We start from the raw sequence: 22608 nt of genomic DNA on the forward strand, positions 1-22608 counted from the left end.
ATGCCGGGCGATTTTCAGGCCCCACCCAGAAAGGCGGCGATTCTTTTTGCAACCGCCGGGGGATCCAGTGCCAGCTCCCGGAGCAGGGATTCCGGGGAGCCATGGGCGACAAAGATATCGTCGATCGCGAGGATCAAGGTTCTCGTTGCCGGCGCGTGTTCCGAAAGCCAGGCCGCTGTCCGTTCACCGAAGCCACCCGCCCGCACGTTGTCCTCCAGGGTGATCACCGGTCCGGTCTGGGCGCATGCTGCCAGCGTTTTTTCGTCCAGGGGTTTTAAAAAGCGCGCGTTCACCAGTCCGCAGGCAATGCCGTACGTTTGGGCGAGCAGCCGCACGGCTTTTGCCCCGATGGCGTTCATGTGGCCGACGGCCAGAAGGGTTGCGTCTTTCCCCGCGAGCAGCGGCTCCGAGCGCTGCCCGGCAAAGGGAAGGCTTCGGTCGGCAAAGAGCCGGGATGCAGGCCCCCGCCCGTAGCGGATTGCGACGGGGCCGTCGCACGCGTGGATCGCGTAATGCAGCGCCGCTTCGAGCTCCGGGGCGTTTTTTGGCGCGATCACGGTCATATTGGGCATTCCGGAAAGAAAACCGACGTCAAAAATGCCTTGATGGGTCTCGCCGTCCTGTCCGACGATGCCGGCCCGGTCGATGGCGAAGACTACGTGAAGTTTCTGAAGGCAGACATCCTCGAGCACTTGATCGTAGGCCCGCTGAAGAAAAGTCGAATAAATTGCGACGACCGGAATGCGTCCTGCGGCGGCGAGCCCCGCCGCAAAAGTTACTCCGTGTTCTTCTGCAATGCCCACGTCAAAGAAGCGCTCAGGAAACCGGCTTGCGAAGGCCTTCAGGCCAGTACCGTCCGCCATGGCCGCCGTGATGGCCGTGACCGCCGGGGAGGCGGCAGCCTCTGCCATCAGCGCCGAGGCGAAGACATCGGTCCAGGAGGGGCCGCTTTTGGTTTGGCGGGGCACCCCGCTGGGGATATCGAAGGGGCCAATGCCGTGAAACCGGTCCGGGTAGCGCTCCGCGGGCGGGTAGCCGCGTCCCTTTTGGGTCAGGGTATGGATGATCACGCAATGGTCGATGCGCCGGGCGGTCTGCAGCGTCTTCACCAGCTGCGGCACATTGTGGCCGTCTATCGGGCCGAAATAGGTGATGCCAAAATGCGCGAAGCCTGCGCGGAGGCTGGCGACCGTCGATTCAGCCTCCGTCTGGGCAGCGGCGCGCAGTGAGCTTAAATAATGGGCAAGGCCGCTGATGTTCCGTGAGATTGACATCTCATTGTCGTTGAGGATGATGATAAAATTGCGCTTGAGGCGTCCTGCGCAATTCAGCGCCTCGTAAAACATGCCGCTGGTCGAAGAGCCGTCGCCGATCACGGCCACGACAGCGTCGTCCGACCCTGCCAGTTCGCAGGCGCAGGCCATTCCGAGGCCGGCCGAAACGCTGTTGCCTCCGTGGCCCGTGTCGAAGCAATCGGTCGGGCTTTCCTTTTTTTTCGGGAAACCGCTCAGTCCGCCGTACTCTCGCAAGGTGTCGAAAGCATCCTTCCGGCCGGTCAGGATTTTATGGACATAGGCCTGGTGGCCCACGTCCCAAACGATCCGGTCTTTTGCAAAATCAAAGACAAGGTGCAGCGCCATCGTCAGCTCCACCACCCCGAGGTTGGCAGAGAGATGACCGCCGTGGGCGCCGACCTTTTCGATCAGGAAGCGGCGGATTTCGGCCGCCAGATCTCCGAGCGCTTCCGGCGGGATGTTTCGGATATCGCCGTTTTTACAGATCCGCTTGAGCAGCGGTTTTTCCTGCGAATGTGGCTTCGCAGTATCGGTTAATTTCGTTTTCAATGTTCACTATTTCCTCAACGGTCGGCTCGGGCACGATATGGTGCCGGTCCATGACCTGTTCAATCACGTCATAGATCTCCAGAAAGCGGATCCGGCCTTTCCGGAAGGCCGCGTTCGCCCATTCGTTGGCAGCATTCAGCGCACAGGGCATGGATCCCCCCGCGCGAATCGCCCGAACGGCAAGGGGGATCCCCCGGAAGGTGCCGTTGTCCGGAACTGCGAAATCAAGCCTGGTGAGCGTCTCAAAATCAAGGGGCGCTGCGGGCGAAGGGAGATGGTTCGGCCAGGTGAGAGCGAACTGGATGGGGATGCGCATATCCGAGCTTCCGAGCTGCGCAAGAATCGATCCGTCCTCATAGGCTACCATCGAGTGGATGACGCTTTGGGGCTGAATGACCACTTGAATGCGGTCGACATCTACGTCGAACAGCCATTTCGCCTCGATCACCTCGAGTCCTTTGTTGACCATCGTGGCCGAGTCGATGGTGATCTTCGGTCCCATGGACCAGGTAGGGTGAGCGAGGGCCTCCCTGACGGTCACCCGGGCAAGCTCACGCTGGGTCCGGCCGCGGAAGGGACCGCCCGAGGCCGTCAGGTAGATTTTATGGATTTTAGAGTCCGCTTTTCCCTGAAGGGCCTGAAAAATCGCAGAATGCTCTGAGTCGACCGGAAGAATTTTCACGCCGTGCTGCTCGGCGAGGGGCATGATCACGTGCCCTGCCGTTACACAGGTTTCTTTATTGGCGAGGGCAATGTCCTTGCCGGCCTCGATGGCTGCCACCGTCGGCCGAAGACCGATCATGCCGACGATCGCCGTCACCACAATGTCCGCCTGGGGCAGCTGGGCGAGGGCGATCAGTCCTGCCATGCCGGCGATAACGCGGACGCCGGTATCTTTCAGACGCGTCTTTAAAATGGCGGCCTGGTCCTTTTGGTACACAGCGACAAGGCGCGGCGTAAATTCACGCGCCTGTTTTTCGATCAGGTCAATATTGGATCCGCAGCCGAGCGCCTCCACACGGAAAAGCTCGGGATGTTGACGGACAACATCCAGGGTCTGCGTTCCGATCGAGCCCGTGGATCCGAGCACGGATAGTCTTCGCATCAAACCGTCATCACTCCTTTGTCTTCGATTCGACGGCTTCGGCGATTCGCCGGTTTCTGAGCGCGGCGATCGCCTGGAGCCTCTTTCAGTTTTTTGCCCCGCGTCGGCATTCAAAGATTTTTCGCGTTCGCGGATTTTAGTCATTATACCATATTCAACCGCTTCTTGAAAAATGCGGCCGTGCCGGGGCTTCGGCGGGAGCCGCAATGCGATGCCTCAAATAAAAAAGCGCCGGCCGGCAAAGAGAATGCCGGCCGGCGCGGCGGGGCATCAGAGGTTCAGCGTCAAGGAAATCGGGCAGTGATCCGAACCCGTCACATCGGTGTGGATGGCGGCATCTGCCAGCAGATCCTTTGCGTTGTCGGAGGCAAAAAAATAGTCGATGCGCCAGCCGGCGTTGTTTTTGCGGGCGTTAAAGCGATAGCTCCACCAGGAGTAGGTCACCTGTTCGGGATAAAAATAACGATAGGTGTCGATATAACCGCCTGCGAAAAAGTGATCCATCCATTCCCGCTCGATGGGAAGGAAGCCCGAGCGCTTGGCGTTGGATTTGGGATTTTTCAAATCGATTTCCCGGTGGGCGGTGTTCACGTCGCCGCAGATGATGACTTTTTCACCCCGGGCGACCCGCTCGTCCACATCGTGCCAGAAGCCGTCGTAAAAATCCATTTTGAACTGCAGGCGTTCGTCACTCTGGGAGCCGTTGGGAAAATAAATATTGTAAAGGGTGAAGTCCGGATACTCGAGGATGATGGTGCGCCCCTCGTGGTTGAAGCGTTCATCGGAGAGACCGGTGAGGATGCGTTTGGGCTCGCGTTTGTAATAGACTGCCGTGCCGCTGTAGCCCTTGCGCTCGGCCGGGTTGAAGAAGACGTGGTAGCCTTCGACGTCTTTAAGGGCGTCGGAGAGCTGATCCGGCTCGGCTTTCAGCTCCTGAATGCCGAGGACATCCGGCTGCTCGCGTTGCAGCCAGTCGACAAAGCCTTTTTTTTCGGCGGCACGAATGCCGTTGACGTTCCAAGAATAGAGTTTCATTGTGTTACCTTCGCTTTCGTTGTTAGGGCCATTATAAAGGAAGGGCAGAGCCTTGTAAAGCGGCTGAATCTGTGGATTTTTTTACAGGCTTCTGCTATACTAAAACCCATTAAGGCGCGGCATCGGACAAGGTGGGCGCATCAAAAATGAGGCGAGGAGGCCGGCGTGACCATCGCCGGGCAGTATCATGAAATATATTATTGCTTTAGACGGGGGAAATACCCAAATCAAGGCTGTCTTGTTCGATCTTCGGGGCGAGGAGATCAACAAGGTGCTGGTGGAAAATGATGTCATCGTGAAGGGCGAGTGCCGGGAACTTAACATGCTGGCCTTTTGGGAAAAGGCGGCGGCTGCGGTTTATGCGCTGATGGCGGAGGGCCCGGCCCGGCCGGAGGATATTGTCGGCATTGGTCTGACGGGGTCGCCGGAGGGGCTTTGGGCCGTCGGGCACGATGGCAAGCCTGTGGGCAATGCCATTTTGGGGATCGATGGCCGTGCCCGGGAGGAAGCAGCTTATGTGCGGGAGAAAACGCCGGGCATGGGCAAGCTCATCCACCGCAATCTCGGCTGCCCGGTGAACGCCGGAAGTCCGCTTATGATTCTGCGCTGGCTGCGCAAAAACCGCCTGGATCAATACCGCAGGATTAAAGTGGCGTTGATGGCCAAGGATTGGCTGCGTTATTGTATGACCGGACGCATGGTGACGGATTTCTCCGATGGGGTGGCGGCGTTTCTGCGTTTCCCAACCGGACGGATTCCCAGTCAGATGCTCACGGTGCTCGAGCTGCGGGACGCGGTTGAAAAACTGCCGGGGGTGCTGGATGCCACGGTGATTGCCGGGCGTCTTGGTGAAGATGCCGCGGATCAAATGGGCCTTGCGGCGGGGATCCCCGTTGCCGTCGGGGCGATGGATATGGTTTCGGCGGCGCTGGGAGTCGGCGCGATCGATCGTGGCGACGTGGCCGTGATTTTGGGAAAGGCGCCGGCGGCCATGACGGTCCACGAACGGGAAATTTGCGATCCCACGCGTTATTGGCAGCATTTTCTCTGCCATGTGCACGATGACTGCGCCCTTGAGCTGATGGCGACGCTGGATATCGCCGCGAATATCGAGTGGGCTTTGAAAGAACTGACCGGATCGGTGGATTACGCTTTGGCCGATCAATTGGTGGAACAGGCGGCGCCGGGCAGCGGTGGCGTGGTCTTTTTGCCCTATCTGTCAACACAGCGGGAGCGGGTAGTCCGGGCGCCGAAAAACGCGACGGGCTGTTTCTTCGGAATGACAGAAGCTACGACCAAACAGGAAATGCTCCGAGCTGTTTATGAATCGGTGGCGTATGCCCTGCGGGATATCAGCATGGATGCCCGATCTGTCAAACAGATCCGCCTTTCCGACGGGGCAGCGGCCGGCGGGCTTTTGCCCAGAATTATTGCCGATGTGATGGATGCGACCGTCGCGGTGGCATCCGGCAGCGCGTTTGCCGCTAAAGGCGCAGCGATGACCTGCGGCATCGGCCTCGGGATCTATCAGAATTGCGAGGACGCGGTGAAGCGCTGCTGCGGCGCAGCCCATCAGTATCAGCCGCGCCCTAAGCCCATTTATCAAAGCGGCTTTATGCTCTACCGCGATTTAAGGCGGACCTTTGGGGATTTGTGGCAGGAACGCGAGCGGATGATGCGTCAGATGGAACGCACTTGAGCCGGCGTGCGGCATAAAAGTTTCGCTTGCACTTTTCTGAAAAATCGCTACAATAGAATTAGGCTTATCAAAAGCGCCGATCATTTGGTTATGAAGTGTCGCTGCAAAAAAAAACCAATTTTTGCAGTGACTTTTTTATTTTTTAAGCGGAGGCATCATGAAAACAAAGTATATTTTCGTTACGGGCGGCGTGGTTTCATCTTTGGGCAAGGGCATCACGGCGGCGTCCCTGGGACGGCTGCTCAAAATGCGCGGGTTCAAGGTTTCGATTCAGAAATTCGATCCTTACATCAATTATGATCCCGGCACCATGAGTCCGTATCAGCACGGAGAAGTTTTTGTGACGGACGACGGCGCCGAAACCGATCTGGACCTCGGACACTATGAGCGCTTCATCGACGAAAGCCTCGGGCAATACAGCAATGTGACCACCGGGAAGGTGTATTGGAACGTTATTAACAAGGAACGCCACGGCGATTATCTGGGCGGAACCGTGCAGGTTATTCCCCACATCACCAACGAAATCAAAGAGAGCGTGCAGAAGGTGGCGGACAGCGACCTTAGCCCCGACGTGGTGATCACGGAAATCGGCGGGACGGTCGGCGATATTGAAAGCCAGCCTTTCCTCGAGGCCATTCGCCAGTGCCGGGGGGATCTCGGCGTCGAAAACACCCTTTATATTCACGTGACGCTTCTGCCCTATCTGCGGATGTCCGGCGAGCTGAAAACCAAGCCGACTCAGCATTCTGTTAAAGAGCTGCGGTCCATCGGGATTCAGCCCGATATCATCGTGCTGCGCAGCGAACACGAAGTGGAAGAGAGCATGAAGGACAAAATCAGCCTTTTCTGCAATGTGGATAAAAATGCCGTCGTCAGCAATCTCGACGCACCGGAACTTTATGAGGTGCCGCTGATGCTCGAGAAGGAAGGGCTGGCGGAGCTCGTGGTAAAAAAACTGAAGATGCCGGAACGCAGGCCCCAGCTGGACGAATGGCGGGCGCTGGTCAGCCAGGCCAAAAATCTTGAAAACAGGATGTCCGTGGCCATCGTCGGCAAATACGTGGAGCTTCATGATGCCTATCTTTCTGTGGCGGAAGCCCTGCGCCATGCGGGCATTGCCAATAACGTGGAAGTGAACGTCAAATGGGTGCATTCCGAAGACCTCAATCGGGAAAACGTCGATCGCATTCTCGGCGATCAGGAGGCGGTGATCGTGCCCGGCGGCTTCGGCAACCGCGGCATTGAGGGCAAGATCGAAGCGATTCGCTACGCCAGAGAAAACGAGCTTCCGTTTTTAGGGCTTTGTCTCGGGCTGCAATTATCGGTGATCGAATTTGCGCGCAACGTGGCAGGCCTTGCGGGCGCCAACTCCATCGAGCTGGACGAAGCCACTCCCTATCCGGTGATCTCGCTGATGGAAGAACAAAAGAAAATCCAGAATATGGGCGGCACGATGCGTCTGGGTGCCTATCCTTGTGATTTGAAGGAAGGCACACTGGCCCGCAGGGTTTATGGGCAGCCCCATATTGAAGAGCGACATCGCCATCGCTATGAAGTGAACGATGAATACATTCCCCAGTTGGAAGCGGCGGGACTGATGTTCTCCGGCTTATCCCCGGATGGCGTGCTGGTTGAAATGGTCGAACTGAAAGACCATCCGTATTTCATTGCGACCCAGGCCCACCCGGAATTTAAATCCCGTCCCAATCGGCCGCATCCGCTGTTTGATCAACTCATTGCGACGGCATTGAAAATCAGATAAACGACGATTCACCGGGATCGAAGGCTGGCAGGCCGCCGCAAAACGCAGCGGCCTGTTTGCTTGCGGATGGGGCTTTACTCATTACAAAATCTGACAGGCCAATCAGCATTTTGTCACAAGTTTGTTACAAAAAAAGGCTTGACACAAGATGTAGATAACCTGTGAAAATGTGGATAACTTTGGCTGCGCGGGCAAATATCCCGGCGTAAAATCAGGCCATTTGTGGATAAAGCGTTGGATAACTGTTGAAAATGTGGATAAAATCGGTGAATATCCGAAAAATCGCTGTTTCCAACAAAAAAACAGTTGTGCAAAAAAATGAAGGATAACCGTGTCCGAATTTGTGGATAAATGTGTATAAAGTGGAAAGAAATTTAAGTCATTTTTCAAGAAAAAGAGCTTGACACAAGATGTGGCGTGGATGAAACGGAGGCATATATGAAAGCTTATGGCATGGTCAGAACGGCATTGGCAATTCCGGAAATCCGGGTGGCGGACCCGGCGGCCAACACGGCGGCGATGATGGCATTGGGAGAAGAAGCGGCGGCGGCAGGCGTCGGAATTCTGCTTTTTCCGGAGCTGGCGGTGACCGGCTATACCTGCGGAGATCTGTTTGCCCAATCCGCCTTGCTCGCAGGGGCAGAGGCCGGACTGGCGGCATTGGCCGAATGGAGTCAGGCGGCGAAGATGCTCGTGGTGGTTGGCGCGCCGATTCCCGTGGGGTCAGCGCTTTATAATTGCGGAGTGGCCATTAATCGTGGGCGGATTCTCGGATCGGTGCCCAAAACTTATATCCCCAATACCCACGAATTTTATGAAAAGCGCTGGTTTGCGGCCTCGCGGCAGCTTCAAGAAGATAGGGTCACCCATGCGGGGCAGACCTTCCCCATCGGGGCGGATTTGCTCTTTTCGGATTGGGACGATGCGAATGTGACGGTTGGCCTTGAAATCTGTGAGGATCTCTGGGCGCCGGCTCCGCCGTCCGGGGAGCTGGCCGCGGCGGGGGCGACGCTGGTGCTCAATCCTTCGGCCAGCAATGAGCTGACCGGCAAGAGTGAATATCGGAAGAATCTGGTGGTGCAGCAGTCGGCGCGGTGCAATGCGGCCTATCTTTATGCTTCTTGCGGGATCGGCGAATCGACGACGGATTTGGTGTTTGGCGGGGAAGGGTTGATCGTTGAAAAAGGGACTGTGTTGGCACAAACAGAGCGCTTTATGCGGGAGGGCCGGCTGATCGCTGCCGATGTGGACGTCGAGGCGCTGGTGCACGACCGCCGGATGCAGTCGAGTTTTGCCGATGCAGGTCCGGCGGAGCCCCATCGGCGGGTGGCCTTTTGCTGTCAGGAGGCGAAGGACTGGCGGCGCCCGGTGAATCCGGCGCCTTTTGTGCCGGCGGATTCGGCCAAACGGACTGCGCGCTGTGAGGAAATTTTCGCTATCCAGTCGGTGGGGCTGATGAGCCGGCTCCATCACATCGGGGATGTGCCCATGGTGCTGGGGATTTCCGGCGGGCTCGATTCCACCCTGGCCCTTTTGGTCTGTGCGGATGCCTGCGACCGGCTGGGCCTGCCTCACAGTGCGATTCACGCGGTGACCATGCCCGGCTTCGGGACCACCGACCGCACCTATGACAACGCCGTCGCGTTGATTCGCGGTCTGGGGGCGACCTTCCACGAAATCGGCATCAGCCGGGCGGCGGCCGACCACCTGGCGGATATCGGTCACGACTTGGCCGTGCACGATGTGACTTACGAGAATGCCCAGGCCCGGGAGCGCACTCAGATTCTGATGGATCTGGCCAATCAGGTCGGGGGGATTGTGGTGGGCACCGGCGATTTGTCGGAGCTGGCGCTGGGCTGGGCGACCTATAACGGCGATCACATGTCGATGTACGCGGTGAACGCCGGTGTCCCCAAAACCCTGGTGCGCTATCTGGTGGCCTATGTGGCCGATCAAGCCCGTTTTGCGGGGATTTGGCAGATCCTGACGGACGTGCTGGACACGCCGGTGTCGCCTGAGCTTTTGCCGCCGGACGAATCCGGCAAGATCGCTCAGAAAACCGAGGATTTGGTAGGCCCCTATGCGCTGCACGATTTCTTCCTCTATCACGTGGTGCGCAACGGCTTTTCGCCCAAAAAGGTGGATCGGCTGGCCCGGGCCGCTTTTGCCGGGACCTACGATGCGGTGGTGATTCGCAAATGGCTGCGCCGTTTTTATCGGCGTTTCTTTGCCCAGCAGTTTAAGCGCTCCTGCCTGCCCGACGGCCCGAAGGTCGGAACGGTGGCGCTTTCGCCCCGGGGCGATTGGCGCATGCCTTCCGACGCGAAGGCGAGCCTTTGGATAGCGGAAGTGGAATCCCTTTAAATGCGGCGGTGAGGAACCGACGCCAAAGACAACGAGGCCCGGAACTCCGGGCTTTTTTATTGCCTTGTGAGAGACGGATACAATGGGCCGGGCCTTGATGCAAGAAGAAGGAAGATACGGAAATGACGCTTTGTCGGATGAAAGTTTCACCGAAAGCTGAAAGTTTCTGCATCGGCGGAAATGTATGAAATTTAATACATATTGATTGCAATTAATTTTGTTTTAAGGTATAATGTTTTCATATTATATTTTTTTGTGATGACGCGATGGCGGGCAGGGGCCCGCGGGGCGGGTCATCGTGCAATAATCAGAGGAGGATCGTTTGTTTTATGAGTAAACAAGAGACATTCAAGCCCTTTGTGCCGGCCGATCAAGTCAAACCGGAGATCACCGTGACATCGGTGATCATCGGGATCGCGCTGGCCGTGATCTTCGGCGCGTCCAATGCGTACCTGGGACTTCGCGTAGGGCTGACCATCTCGGCGTCGATTCCGGCTGCCGTGATCTCCATGGGGATCATCCGCATCATCATGCGGCGGGATTCCATTTTGGAAAACAATATGGTGCAGACCATCGGATCGGCCGGGGAGTCGCTGGCAGCCGGGGCTATTTTCACCCTGCCGGCGCTTTTTATGTGGGCGGAGGAAGGCGCGACGGAGCTGCCGTCGATTGTGACCATTTCCCTCATTGCCCTGCTCGGCGGGATTCTGGGGGTGCTGTTTATGGTGCCGCTGCGGGACGCGCTGATCGTGCAGGAGCACGGCACCCTGCCCTATCCGGAGGGGATGGCGTGCTCCGAGGTGCTCATTGCCGGGGAAGAGGGCGGCTCCAAGGCCGGCCTCGTCTTTGTCGGTTTGGGGATTTCCGCAGCGTATAAATTCATCACCGACGGCCTTAAGGTCTTTCCGAGCGAGGTGACCTACGATTTTAACAGCTACAAGGGCGCGGGCATCGGCATGGACGTGCTGCCCTCGCTGCTCGGCGTGGGCTATATCTGCGGGCCGAAAATTTCGTCCTACATGATGGCCGGCGGTGCGGTGTCCTGGTTTGTGCTGATGCCGCTGATCTATATGTTCGGGGTGGCCAATCCCCACGCGCTGTTTCCGGCGTCTCAGGCGATGGCCAAGCTTGGCACCTCCGACATTTGGGGATCTTACATCAAATACATCGGGGCCGGGGCTGTGGCGGCCGGCGGGATCATGAGCCTGATCAAGTCGCTGCCGCTGATCGTCAACACCTTTGCCAAGGCTTTCAAGGAATACGGCAAGGGTATGGCGGAAGAAGTGACCCGCACTTCGAAGAATCTGCCGATGAAGGCCGTGCTCATCGGGGTTGTGATCATCGCGATTGCCCTGTGGCTGCTGCCCGACGTACCGGTAAATCTGCTCGGCGCCATCATGATCATCATTTTCGGCTTTTTCTTCGTGACGGTTTCGGCCCGGATGGTGGGCATCGTCGGCAGCTCTAACAACCCGGTGTCGGGGATGACCATCGCGACGATGCTCATCGCGACGATCATTCTCCGGGCGACGGGCAATATCGGCAACAAGGGGATGGTGGCGGCCATTGCCATCGGATCGGTCATTTGTATCGCGGCGGCCATTGCCGGCGATACCTCCCAGGATCTGAAGACGGGCTATATCGTCGGCGCGACGCCCTATAAGCAGCAGATCGGCGAGATCATCGGCGTCTGCGCTTCGGCCGTGGCCATCGGCGGCGTGTTGTATTTGCTCAACTCCGCGTGGGGCTACGGCACCGAGCAGCTGCCCGCGCCCCAGGCCGGCATGATGAAAATGGTCGTCGAGGGCGTGATGCACGGCAATCTGCCGTGGTCGCTGGTGTTTGTCGGCGTTTTTCTGGCGGTGGTCGTCGAGATTCTCGGCGTGCCGGTGCTGCCCTTCGCCGTGGGGCTTTATCTGCCGATTTACCTGAGCACCCCGATCATGGTGGGCGGGTTGATCCGCCTCTTTGTGGACCGGCGCCGCAGGGTTTCCGACGAAGACCGCAAGGAGCAGGTGGAAAACGGCACCCTCTTTGCCTCGGGGATGATCGCCGGAGAGGGGCTTGTGGGCATCCTGCTCGCCGTATTCGCGGTGGCCAATATCAACCTGCAGGTGCCCTTCAGCATCGGGCGCATCGGCGGTGTGATTTGTTTCGCGGCGCTGTGTGCCGTGTTCCTGGCCTTTATCAACCGCAAACACGCCTAATCAGCTGTGTGAACCGAAGAGCCTGCCCCTGCGGCAGGCTTTTTGGCCGAGAACGACAGGGAAAAGCCAATGAGAACCAAAAAAATCAAGGACAATTTCCTCGATTATGTGCCGCGGCCCAATACGCTGTTTCCGGCGGCGCCGAACGCGGCCGGCCATATCGAGATCGCCGTGCAGAACAAGGGCTTTTTTAATAAGATCGCCCAGGTGGTGTTTAAGCGGCCGAAGGTCAGCCATATCGAGCTCGACGATTTCGGCAGCTTTGTGTGGCGCGCGATGGACGGCGAGCGCTCGGTTTATGCCATCGGCCAGTTGGTCCATTCGGCGTTCGGCGAGGCGGCAGAACCGCTTTACGAACGGCTGTGCCGCTATATTAAAACGCTCCACGACAATCATTACGTGGTCTATGTGAACAAATTAAAGGCCTGAGGCACCCGCTTTGAGGCGGCAAAAATCAGAAAGAAGGGATTTCATGCGTGTTTTAGAAAATCTTGAACCGAAAAATGTTTTTCGCTTTTTCGAAGAGCTGACCCAGATTCCCCGGCCATCCCATCAGGAGAAGGCCGTCAGCGATTATCTGGTCCGCTTTGCAAAGGACCGCGGCCTGGAGGTGCACCAGGACGCGCTTTATAATGTGATTATCATCAAGGAGGCCAGCGAGGGTTATGAAGACGCGGAGCCGATCATCCTTCAGGGCCATATGGACATGGTTTGCGAAACGGCGCCGGGCTGCACCAAGGACATGAACCGGGAAGGGCTGGATCTTGCGGTGGACGGCGATTATATCTCGGCGGCGGGCACGACCCTCGGCGGGGACGACGGCGTGGCCGTGGCCTATGCCCTGGCGCTGCTCGACGACGAGACGCTTTCCCATCCCCGGCTGGAATTTGTCTGTACCGTGGCCGAGGAAGTGGGCATGGACGGCGCCCACGCCATCGACTGCTCCCCGCTCAAGGGACATCTGATGCTCAACATGGATTCAGAGGACGAGGGCGTGGTGCTCGCGGGCTGTGCCGGCGGCGGCACGGCAAAAGTGAGCCTTCCGGCCGAGCGGGAGGCCTGCTCCTGGGAGCGGGTGACCCTGCAGGTGACGGGCCTGACCGGGGGGCACTCCGGCACGGAGATCGACAAGGGACGGGCCAGCTCGGCAGCGGTGCTGGCCCGGGTGCTGCGGGAAGCGGCGGATCAAACCGGACTGCGGCTTTTGGCGATGATGAACGGCAGCAAGGACAACGCCATTTCCCGGGAGGGCGCGGCCCTGGCGGCCGTCGAGAACCGGCAGGTTTTTGCCGACGCGGTGAAGGCCTCGGCCTCGGCCATCGCGGAGGAAGTCCATGTGGTGGATCCGGGACTGACCACTGTCGTGACGGACGGACGGCTCGTCGCCGGGGTATCGCCGGAGGCGGATGTGCTGACCGCTGCGGCAACGCGGCGCGCGCTCGCCCTGATGGCGGCATTGCCGGCCGGGGTGCAGCGCATGAGCGACAACGTGGCGGACCTGGTGGAGACCTCGCTCAACTGGGGTGTGGTCACGCTGGACGGCGACGGGCTTTTGATGCGGGCGGCGCTTCGCAGCTCGGTGGGAACGGCCTATCGGGCGCTGGCCGCCAAGGTGCGCTGGGTGGCGGAATCCCTGGGCGCCGCGGCTGAAATGAGCGGCGAATACCCGGCCTGGGAATGGGTGGAACATTCGGTGCTGCGGGATAAAATGGCGCGGATCTACCGCGATATGTTCGGCAAAGAGCTCGTGATCGAAGCCATTCACGCCGGCGTGGAATGCGGTCTTTTGGCCGGCAAGATCGCAGACCTGGACGCGATTTCCATGGGGCCTGATATTTTGGATATCCACACGCCCCAGGAACGGCTTTCCATCTCGTCGACCAAACGGATGTACGATTTTATCGTCAAAATTATCGAAACCAAATAAAAAACGGCAACGAAAAGCGCCGGCTGTCTGCAGACAGCCGGCGTTTTTCGTTTTACCCGGTTATTTGTGGTGATAACGGCAGTTGATTTATGATTTTGGCTAAATATTCAATCATAAAAGCCAAAAGGCGTAAAAGGCATTTTTGATCCATTTGCCGCGTTTATAAAAACAATGGAAGCCTATATTATATGATGATAACAACAAAAGGATTCATCAAAACAAAAAACGGATGTTCCTCCTGTAAAGGACAGAGAAGCATCCGTTCGTTAGCCCTGATTCATATATCATGCGTCCATTTTTTGAGGACAAATTATTAACACAGGATTTTTATTGCTCGAGCGGAAGTCGCCGGCGATGCGATAGGAACATTTTTGTAACCAATAAAGCCGATAATGACAAGGACAAGCATGACGGCAAGCAATGACAGGATGCAAATACCAATTATTTTGAAGAATTTGTTCCAATTCATTTTGCTCTCCAGAAATGAGAAGTCGATTTTCCATTAGGGTAACTGGTCATTCGGCCGTACATTGTCCCCACCTGAACAGAAAGTCCTTTTATAGGGCCGATTTTATAGAAGTAGGAAGCTCTCGAATAAACTTTGTTGCCGCTGATGTAACTGGATTTGCTGGTAGGGTTTGTTTGAACGAGCGGATTAAGGTTTTTTACGACATAAGCATTCGTATAAACAACAGAACGTATCCTGTTATTTTTCACACGGTAGCCGGTTTCCAAACGGTATTGTAAAGTGGTTATTCCTTTGATTTTCATCGAATGGGTCGCACTCGTTCGACGAACGATGGTGCTTGCTTTTGATTTTTTCAGAAGTGAAGGCGCCGATGAAACAGCCTCAGAATAGTCACTAACGACGATATCCGGATTTTGAGATGGCGGATTTAAATAGGTATCTGGATTTGATAGCAATTGAAGAAATGTTTCTTTATCACTTTGAGAGAGTTTATTGAATTGTGTTAAGTCTTTAGGGGATTCTTTGGCTAAAAACGCTTGATATTGTGAAATTGTTAATGACGGGTTTGTATTATTTTTTTCTGTTGCCATCACGACGCCGGAAAGAAAAAATAAGACAAGTGCGATTAATAGAGTAGTACAGAAATATTTTTTGCGAATTGTCATTTTAAAAGTTCCTTTCATAGCTAATTTATTAGGATATCCTAATTAAATTATACAGCCTTATGAAATCGAAGTCAATAAAAAAAATAATAAAATATGATCGGCATGGATTAAAAGTTGAATCAAATCGACGCTCAGACTGCCGACAAAATCTGAGATTTTATATTTTTAAGCTTTTTTTGCTGGTGCGAATCAGGGCGTAAGTTCGGCCAGCGCTTGGGCCGTGGCCAGATCGGTGATGAGCATATTCACATACCCGCCGCGCAGGGCGCCGCGGATGGCGCGGGCTTTTTCCGGGCCGCAGCACACGCCGATGGCATAGGGCGTGCGGCGCAGGGTCTCGAGATCGACGCCGATGACCTTTTCGTTAATGGGAAAGGGGGTGCAGGATCCCCGTTCGTCGAAAAAATGCATGCAGATATCGCCGCAGACTCCGGCAGCCTGCAGCTCGGCGATCATTTCGCCGGTGAAATAGCCGGTGCGGATGATGGTTGAGCGGCTGTCCGGTAGGCCGATGGACGTCAGGGCGACGTCGAGCCGGGCGGCCTTTTTGAGCACCCGCTGGATGCTCTGCTCCTTCATCAGCTCGCATTTGGTCTCGAGTCGTGAGACCATGGCCGGGGCGTGCATGGGCAGGTAATGACCGCCGAAGTTTTCCGCCAGAGCGGCAGCGATGGTGTTGCCGTGAAGCTCGTTGGCGACGAATCCGCTGCCGCCGTTTAAAGGCACAAATGTCAAATTCTTAAAAGCACGGGCGGGACGGTAGCGGCTGACGGCGGCCAGGGTGGTGCCCCAGGAGATGCCGACCACCTGCCCGGGAGAAAGAACGCGCTCGAGGGTGGCGCCGGCCACGAGGCCGGCCTGGGTTTTGAGGTCGCTTTGGGGCGTATCGTCAAAGATGATGGCCTCTTTGAGGCCGAAACGCGCTTCAAGGGCCTCCTCCAGCTGATAATGATCGCGGCCGTCGGGTTCGGCGATGGTGATGGTGACCATGCCGATCTCCCGGGCGGTTTTGAGCAGCTTGGAGACGGTGGGCCGGGAAAGGCCGAGCTGCTTGGCGATGGTCTGCTGGCTGAGTCCCTCGTCATAATACAAACGGCTGGCGCGGAGCATGGTGCGGCGATGGTGTCGGGTGGGTTTGGCATGTGACATGAATGGACCTCCGGAATCGGGTGCATGCAGGAATGAATTAAAATCATTATAGCGCATTTTGGCCGGAAAGCGTTGACAAATGTCAAAAAAAGCGCATTCAGAAAACGGGGCTAAAAGGGAAAAAACGAAATAATAGGGTTAAAAAAGAAAGAAAATTTTAAGAATTAAGAAATTTTTACGAACATTTGACAGTGCATTTTCCCCTCGCTATAATAAGGGCATTGTGAAAACCAGCGAGGGAGGTGCGGCCAATGGCCATTTTATGGTTGGCATTGTTTTTGATGATGGCCCTGCAAATCGGACTGGGGGCGATACAAACCCGGGCCTGTCGCCGGGATCTCGCGGCGCTGCGCGGCAGCGGCACCGTGGGGGTCGGCCACGTGAAGGCGGGCTGGAGCCGGACCGGGCGCATCGTGATTTTGTCGTATCAAAAAAGTCTGGGTCGGGTTGTCGCCTGCCGGGAGATGACAGGCATTACGATTTTTGCCCGATTTAAGGATCGGCCGGATTATGTCGGCCGGGATCTCGCGGCGATGCGCGAGCTGGGGCTGGCGGCGGACGCGAGGGAATTTCGCTTTGCACGCCGGCGCCATCCCTACGACGCGGCGGCGGTCAGCGCTAAAAAGGGGGCGCTCATCCAGGCGGTGGAGGCCATCGAACGGCGATTGGCCGCGGAGGCGGATGCGGCGGGAACTGCGGGCGCCGATCGCGAGCCGTCGCTGCACGCCCGGGCCCTGGCCAAGGCGCGGCTGCGCGCCCGATGAGCCGCTTGTTAATGAAAAGAGGAGAACGAAGTGGAAGCATTATCGCAGGCAGCGTCCGGCTTTATCGGCTTGTTTGAGCTGGGCGGGCGCACCTTTATCAGTTATTTTTTTACAATCGGCAAGCACGGAGAGATCACGGTGGGCATCGTGCCGACTTTAATCTGTCTGATGACGGCCGTCAACGGGGTGATCAACCTCGCGGGCAAGGATCGGGTGGAAGGCTTCGGACGGCGCTGCAGCAAGTATCTGCTGCTGCGTTACACGGTGCTGCCGGTGATCGGGCTGTTCTTTTTTACCAGCCCCATGTGTTTTACCCTTGGGCGCTTTTTAGAAGAGCGGCACAAGCCTGCGTTTTACGACGCGACGGTATCCTTCTGTCACCCGATTACCGGATTGTTTCCCCATGCCAATGCCGGCGAGATTTTTGTGTATAACGGGGTGACGGCAGGGCTTTTGACCCTGGGCTATCGGCAGCTGGGGGATATCGCCATCCGGTATTTTCTGATGGGGCTCGTGGTGATTCTCCTGCGGGGGATCGTGTGCGAACAGCTGACCAGGCAGTTTTTGAAGAAAGGGGCGCAGGCCAATGGCGGATCGATCCTATCAGGGCGTTAAAATCGTTCAGGGCGAGAAGGGCTGGGGCGGTCCGCTGGCGGTGATGCCGACGGCCGAAAAAAATAAAATCGTCTCAGTGACCGGCGGCGGAATCCATCCCGTGGCCCAGAAGATCGCCGATCTCACCGGGGCGGAGGCGGTGGACGGCTTTACCCACGGGGTGCCGGATGCAGAATACGCCTGCGTGGTGATTGACTGCGGCGGGACCGCGCGCTGCGGCGTGTTCCCCCATAAGCAGATTCTGACGATCAACGTGATGTCGGCGGGGAAAAGCGGCCCGCTGGCGCGCAGGTGGGCTGCGATTTTATTCCGATTGGGCTTTCCCTGGGCGAGGCGGAGCCGGAAACGGTGGACGCCGGGGTGCCGGCGGTGCTTTTTGAACGCGCCGTGACCGGGCCCATCGCGGTGATCATTGCTTATTTTGCAGGCTTTGGAATGTTTTAGCGAAGGAAAGAGGACGCGCATGTATATCAGTCAGATTACAGCCATCGGCCCGCTGGCGGCTGAAATGGCCGAGCAGCAGATGATGGTCCTGTTCGGCGACGATGCGCCGGAGGCCGTGGCGGAAATTGCGGTGATGCATTCGGGTCAGACCCTGGAGCGCGACATAGCGCCGGGAGACGAGATGATCGTTGGGGAGCAGGTGTTCACGGTGACTGCGGTGGGCGGCGAGGCCAACCGCACCTTTCGCGTCATGGGGCATTGCACCCTGGTGTTTACCGGGGCGGCCGAGGTGGCTCTGCCGGGGCAGATTGCCCTGGGCGGCGGCAAGGCGCCGATCGTTCGGGCCGGGGAAGATCTCATGGTGGTGTTCGCGTAGCGCTGCCGCCGGCAGGCATCGAAAGATGCCTGTTTTTTTGTGCGCGTAGGCGAAGAAGGTGCGCGGGCATCGTGGGATGGCCGGACAGAAAAATTCAAAATGGTCCAGTATTACAAAGACAAGGGTATGCCCCTTTATGGAGCGCTTCAGTCCCTGTATGAGAAATACGGCTATTTTGAAGAGTACGTGCAGTCCATCGAGCTCGACGGTATCGCGGGCAAGGCTCAGATCGCAAAGATCATGGATGCTTTTCGCGCCGATTATTTTAACGCTTTTGCCGATGCGAAAGCCAAGCTTGAAGAACTGAGGGCTGCGGCCAACGAACATTTGCTGGAGTTTTAAATTACCAGTTAATGCAAAACCCGTATTGAGGACGGATGGAAAACTAACTGGACTGCCGAAGAGATCAAGTATGGAACGACAACTTTGATACAAAATGTATTTTGATACAAGGCTGTCGTCGGGAAAACTATCGATGAGCAGATTATCCAAATTGTGCTTTAATAGCCTTCCGTGGAAGCTTTTGGACCCCGGATGACTTTGAATGAACTGGAACAAATCGACGCTTGTGTTGCCTGATGGATTATTTAACTGTCCGTATTCAACTTGTTATTGCCATTTGCATTTACAAACAAAAATCTTGAAGGGATTTTTAGGATCAGTTAAGTTATTAGAGTGTCATTAACTCTGATATATTTATGCTTACGTAACTAAAATAATTAGTTCGGCATGGAGATTAAGGAAATGTCTGTTGATCAAAACCGTTTCCCCTATGATAAGCATTTGATTAAGCAGATAGGGAATTACTTTTGTGTAACTAAATAACCCAGATGGTAATAAGTGGAGTTGAAGAAATTAGCCCCTGTTGAAATTAACAGTATAAAGGGCGTGGACGAATTTAACTACATCATCAGCAAGTGTGAAAAAAGAGTCCGTGTTTTTATTTTTAGCTTTTCTGTTGACGAATGCATGCAAAGGCATTGCGCTTATGCGTTATGTTCTGCCGCAGTGAATGATGACAGAAGATGTACCGGAAGCAATTATTTAGTTTTGCGACTGCCCATTTGGCGAAACAGCGAATTACGCTTTAGGTATAGATCTGTGTTTCGGAGTGGATACTTTCGTCGGAATCTTTTTCCTCTTAAACTGTAAAAGTGATAAGCCATGCGTTTGATATATCGGCTGATTCTTTTTTCAGCGTTTAGTTCATAGAGCAGGTATTTGCGCATAAACATCAAGAGAAAAATAGCCGCGATATAAAAAAGTGTCTGCTTTCCAGTAGGGCGGCCCACGATGACTCCGCGGGCGATGGCAAAAATCAAGGCTTCAAGGACAGCTTGCATCGTATGTGTATAGACCATGCGGATAAATTCGGTGCAAATAATTAGATTCATACACAACCCTAAATACATTTGAAGATTTTGGAATGTAACCTTAATGCTTTGATTAAATTCCAAATGTGAAAATAGTTCGAACAGATTGATAACGATGAGTACAATTAAAAATAGCGCAACACCCATTTCCAGAATTAGTAAAATGTTTTCATAAAATTTTAATACCGTATATTTAAATTTTTTCATTTCTCCTTTTCTCTCCTTTTTATTCTATGTATAGAAAATAATCGGCCTGCGATTTTTGTTTGAACATTTGCATAGGTGTGATCCATAAATACATCCTGAGCTTTATCGAAGTGTTCTTTAATGAAGTGAACTCTATTTTGACACATTTGGTAATTTCAATCACAAAAATTTGGGCAGACAATCATACAATGGGTTGATTTTATAATCCATTGTGTGAAGAAATACCTGTAAAATGAGCGGATGAATTATCCTTCTTAAGATAGGACAGGATAAAGTGATGGATCTCTGCTTCAATTAGAGTGTTACATTTGATCGTGCTGCGGAATAATTTGATATACCAGAAAGGGGAATCGTTGATTTCTTTTGTGATGATTTTTGTTTTGTCAGACGGATTGATCGCGTCGCTGATAAATTTGGGAAGAATGGAAATGACGTTAGAATCTTTCAATAAACAATTGCGGTGAACCTCCCACGAGATGCTTTCAAGCGCGATAAACGGATTTCGGTTAAAGCGATGGATAGAATCAGCAATGAGTCGGGCCGTAGGGAACAATCCGCTGGGAACGGCGATTGGATACTGGGAAATTTCTTTCCAGTTGAGGACTAGCCGTTCTTTCAAAGGATGATTTCGCGAGAGAAAAGCAGTATAGACGGATTTTGTTAAAACATCGCTGAAAAGACAGTTGTCTGCAGTATCGATTAACGGATCATCCAATAAAGCAAAATTATAATGACGGTTTGAAAGACGCTGTTTAGCCCGATCAGCGTCGATTTCAATGAATGAAAAAGTGACCGATGGAAAATTATCGCGAAGTTCCTGAATCAAGTCCAACAAAAAAGAATTAAAAAGCAAGGGGGAGGCCGCGATGGCGTAGTTTTCTTTTTGCTTGGCTTTTAGATTTTCAAGTTGGTTGATCATGCTGTGATAATGACGCAGGAGGGGGACGGATTCATGATAGAGTTTTTGACCAATATAGGTTAGGCCGCAAATTCGTCCCTTATGCCGGACAAAAAGATTGAAATCCTCATCGTGTTCTAACGTCGAGATCATTTGCGACAAAGCCGGCTGAGAAATGAAAAGTTTGTTAGCCGCCGTCGTGATATTAAAATTATTTTCGACGATCGCATGCAAGTACATCAGTTTTTGAATATCAATCATAACCTTCTCCCATAATTAAAAGTTATAGAATCGATAATAAAGTGGAATTTCAGTTCTCCACCTTATTATGATAACCTTTACTTGGTTCGGGAGGTTATATTTAATTAAATGGATAGTTGTGAATGTGGAAGTTGAAAGGGGGCATACAATACTTTTCAGGAATGAAATTACAAAGTATTTATAATATAACTTAAACGTTTAAAAAACACAAGAGGGCAATGCGTTATTTAAATGCAAAAGTGGACATGTTCCGGAATATTTCGTGGATTAAATGTTGATATGAGGAGGAGTTATGGCATTTATTGTAAGTGATGAAACAAGAGATTTAATTCAAAGCGTGCAAGTGTTTTGTGAACAAAAACTTAAACCGGTGGTTGCTGATTACGATACTAGCGGCGAATTTCCGATAAAAGTTTACAAAGACGCCATGGAAATGGGACTACATTGTCTGGAAATTCCTGAAGCATTTGGTGGATTGGGACTCGATAACCTGTCGGCGGCAGCCATTCTTTCTAAAGTTGGCGAATATGATGCCGGATTTGCTACGGGACTAAGTGCAATCTCCCTTGCACTCAAGCCGGTATTAATTGCCGGAACGCCTGAACAAAAGCAGCTTTTTGCCGATATTGTAGTTCCCGGCAACTTTGCTGCTTTTGGATTAACGGAACCTAATGCGGGGTCGGATGCCGGGTCTGTGACGACGACAGCCGAACTGGATGGCGATCATTATGTAATTAACGGGCGTAAAACCTTTATCACCAACGGTGGTGTGGCCGATGTGTATGTGGTTTTTGCCAGCGTGGATAAATCCAAAGGCTTGAAGGGTCTCAGCGCTTTTATTGTTGAAAAGAAAACGCCGGGGATTTCCGTCGGAAAAGAAGAAAACAAGATGGGGATTCGCCTATCGAATACGACCGATGTGGTCTTTGATAATGTGGTGATTCCGAGAGCCAATCTGCTCGGCAAGGAAGGCGAAGGCTTTAAGATTGCAATGATGACGCTTGATCTGGCCCGCCCGTTTGTGGGGGCGATTGCTTGCGGGATTGCGCAGCGGGCGATTAACGAATGTATCGCTTATATGAAAGAGCGTGTGCAATTTGGCAAACCTATTGCGAAACTGGATGTTTTAAGAAATAAACTCGCGGATATGGAAATCAAAAAAGAAGCGGCGGTCGCAATGGTCGAACATGTGTTTAAGATGATTGACCTGGGTAAGCGCTACTCCAGGGAAGCGGCCATTGCCAAGGCATTCGCCGGAGACACCGCGGTAGAAGTGGCCATGGAAGCCATTCAAATCCACGGCGGATATGGCTACAGCCGGGAGTATCCAGTCGAAAAGCTTTTAAGAGATGCCAAGATTTTTCAGATTTTTGAAGGTACTAACGAAGTGCAGCGTGTGGTGATCGCGGGCAGCTTATTGGCATAATCAGGTTCAGTCGTTTCA

At 54.2% G+C, this 22608-nt stretch carries 20 protein-coding genes and 1 pseudogene; 13 read left to right on the forward strand and 8 right to left on the reverse strand.

Annotated elements, in window-relative coordinates; all coding sequences use genetic code 11:
- Positions 1-14 precede the first annotated feature (14 nt).
- The 3 genes from HMPREF0721_RS09110 to HMPREF0721_RS09120 form a co-directional block, all read right to left on the reverse strand.
- The gene (locus HMPREF0721_RS09110; protein WP_006599431.1) at positions 15-1844 is read right to left on the reverse strand and encodes a 1-deoxy-D-xylulose-5-phosphate synthase; all 1830 of its coding nucleotides are present in this window, start codon (positions 1842-1844) and stop codon (positions 15-17) included.
- The gene (locus tag HMPREF0721_RS09115; protein ID WP_040640453.1) at positions 1774-2949 is read right to left on the reverse strand and encodes a 1-deoxy-D-xylulose-5-phosphate reductoisomerase; all 1176 of its coding nucleotides are present in this window, start codon (positions 2947-2949) and stop codon (positions 1774-1776) included. The genes HMPREF0721_RS09110 and HMPREF0721_RS09115 overlap by 71 nt, the downstream gene beginning before the upstream one ends.
- Positions 2950-3219: 270 nt before the next feature.
- A complete protein-coding gene (locus tag HMPREF0721_RS09120; protein ID WP_006599433.1) occupies positions 3220-3984 on the reverse strand; it encodes an exodeoxyribonuclease III in 765 nt (254 codons plus the stop codon).
- A gap of 187 nt (positions 3985-4171) precedes the next feature.
- On the opposite strand from HMPREF0721_RS09120, the gene HMPREF0721_RS09125 reads away from it, so the two are divergent.
- The 6 genes from HMPREF0721_RS09125 to pepD all read left to right on the forward strand — a co-directional run bounded on the left by HMPREF0721_RS09125 (position 4172) and on the right by pepD (position 13943).
- Positions 4172-5683, forward strand: a complete 1512-nt coding sequence (locus HMPREF0721_RS09125) for an FGGY-family carbohydrate kinase (RefSeq protein WP_006599434.1) — start codon at positions 4172-4174, stop codon at positions 5681-5683.
- 157 nt (positions 5684-5840) lie between these two features.
- Positions 5841-7445 carry a CTP synthase gene (locus HMPREF0721_RS09130; RefSeq protein ID WP_006599435.1) on the forward strand — a complete coding sequence of 535 codons (1605 nt, stop codon included), beginning with the start codon at positions 5841-5843 and terminating at the stop codon, positions 7443-7445.
- Positions 7446-7883: 438 nt separating this feature from the next.
- On the forward strand, positions 7884-9809 hold the full coding sequence (locus HMPREF0721_RS09135) for an NAD(+) synthase (RefSeq protein WP_040640025.1): 1926 nt from the start codon (positions 7884-7886) through the stop codon (positions 9807-9809).
- A gap of 329 nt (positions 9810-10138) precedes the next feature.
- Complete coding sequence (locus HMPREF0721_RS09140; RefSeq protein WP_006599438.1) at positions 10139-12016, forward strand: OPT family oligopeptide transporter; 1878 nt, start codon at positions 10139-10141, stop codon at positions 12014-12016.
- Positions 12017-12085: 69 nt separating this feature from the next.
- Positions 12086-12445 (forward strand): PqqD family protein, encoded by a 360-nt coding sequence (locus HMPREF0721_RS09145; protein WP_040640026.1) that lies wholly within the window; start codon positions 12086-12088, stop codon positions 12443-12445.
- Between the two features lie 43 nt (positions 12446-12488).
- A complete protein-coding gene (pepD, locus tag HMPREF0721_RS09150) occupies positions 12489-13943 on the forward strand; it encodes a beta-Ala-His dipeptidase (RefSeq protein ID WP_006599440.1) in 1455 nt (484 codons plus the stop codon).
- Between the two features lie 313 nt (positions 13944-14256).
- Here the strand turns inward: pepD and HMPREF0721_RS11890 are convergent, their stop codons facing one another.
- The 3 genes from HMPREF0721_RS11890 to HMPREF0721_RS09155 form a co-directional block, all read right to left on the reverse strand.
- Positions 14257-14412, reverse strand: a complete 156-nt coding sequence (locus HMPREF0721_RS11890; protein WP_156788728.1) for a hypothetical protein — start codon at positions 14410-14412, stop codon at positions 14257-14259.
- Positions 14409-15077, reverse strand: coding sequence for a hypothetical protein (locus HMPREF0721_RS11895; protein ID WP_156788729.1), 669 nt, complete (start codon positions 15075-15077; stop codon positions 14409-14411). Before HMPREF0721_RS11895 ends, HMPREF0721_RS11890 begins: the two co-directional genes overlap by 4 nt.
- 189 nt (positions 15078-15266) lie before the next feature.
- On the reverse strand, positions 15267-16226 hold the full coding sequence (locus tag HMPREF0721_RS09155; RefSeq protein WP_006599444.1) for a sugar-binding transcriptional regulator: 960 nt from the start codon (positions 16224-16226) through the stop codon (positions 15267-15269).
- Between the two features lie 251 nt (positions 16227-16477).
- On the opposite strand from HMPREF0721_RS09155, the gene HMPREF0721_RS09160 reads away from it, so the two are divergent.
- From HMPREF0721_RS09160 to HMPREF0721_RS09180, 6 genes and pseudogenes are all read left to right on the forward strand, one after another.
- Entirely contained in the window at positions 16478-16990 is a 513-nt protein-coding gene (locus HMPREF0721_RS09160; RefSeq protein WP_006599445.1) for a transcriptional regulator GutM, read from the forward strand.
- Positions 16991-17020: 30 nt separating this feature from the next.
- Entirely contained in the window at positions 17021-17605 is a 585-nt protein-coding gene (gene srlA, locus HMPREF0721_RS09165) for a PTS glucitol/sorbitol transporter subunit IIC (RefSeq protein ID WP_006599446.1), read from the forward strand.
- The gene (locus tag HMPREF0721_RS09170; protein WP_006599447.1) at positions 17577-17996 is read left to right on the forward strand and encodes a PTS family glucitol/sorbitol porter, IIB component; all 420 of its coding nucleotides are present in this window, start codon (positions 17577-17579) and stop codon (positions 17994-17996) included. Before srlA ends, HMPREF0721_RS09170 begins: the two co-directional genes overlap by 29 nt.
- A pseudogene (locus tag HMPREF0721_RS12840) lies at positions 17951-18049 on the forward strand (PTS sorbitol transporter subunit IIB); the annotation flags it as partial. The gene HMPREF0721_RS09170 and the pseudogene HMPREF0721_RS12840, both read left to right, overlap by 46 nt.
- Positions 18050-18068: 19 nt before the next feature.
- Positions 18069-18425: a PTS glucitol/sorbitol transporter subunit IIA gene (locus HMPREF0721_RS09175; RefSeq protein WP_006599448.1), complete on the forward strand. Its 357-nt coding sequence runs from the start codon at positions 18069-18071 to the stop codon at positions 18423-18425.
- Between the two features lie 99 nt (positions 18426-18524).
- Complete coding sequence (locus tag HMPREF0721_RS09180; protein ID WP_040640027.1) at positions 18525-18767, forward strand: hypothetical protein; 243 nt, start codon at positions 18525-18527, stop codon at positions 18765-18767.
- 698 nt (positions 18768-19465) lie between these two features.
- Here HMPREF0721_RS09180 and HMPREF0721_RS09185 read toward each other — a convergent pair.
- Positions 19466-20005, reverse strand: a complete 540-nt coding sequence (locus HMPREF0721_RS09185) for a phosphate-starvation-inducible PsiE family protein (protein ID WP_006599450.1) — start codon at positions 20003-20005, stop codon at positions 19466-19468.
- A 199-nt stretch (positions 20006-20204) separates the two neighbouring features.
- Entirely contained in the window at positions 20205-21164 is a 960-nt protein-coding gene (locus HMPREF0721_RS09190; protein WP_006599452.1) for a LysR family transcriptional regulator, read from the reverse strand.
- 292 nt (positions 21165-21456) lie between these two features.
- Here HMPREF0721_RS09190 and HMPREF0721_RS09195 point away from each other — a divergent pair, with 292 nt between their 5' ends.
- Positions 21457-22590 carry an acyl-CoA dehydrogenase family protein gene (locus HMPREF0721_RS09195; RefSeq protein ID WP_006599453.1) on the forward strand — a complete coding sequence of 378 codons (1134 nt, stop codon included), beginning with the start codon at positions 21457-21459 and terminating at the stop codon, positions 22588-22590.
- The last annotated feature ends 18 nt before the right edge of the window (positions 22591-22608 follow it).

This window comes from Pseudoramibacter alactolyticus ATCC 23263 (assembly GCF_000185505.1).
In the GTDB taxonomy this organism is placed as follows: domain Bacteria; phylum Bacillota; class Clostridia; order Eubacteriales; family Eubacteriaceae; genus Pseudoramibacter; species Pseudoramibacter alactolyticus.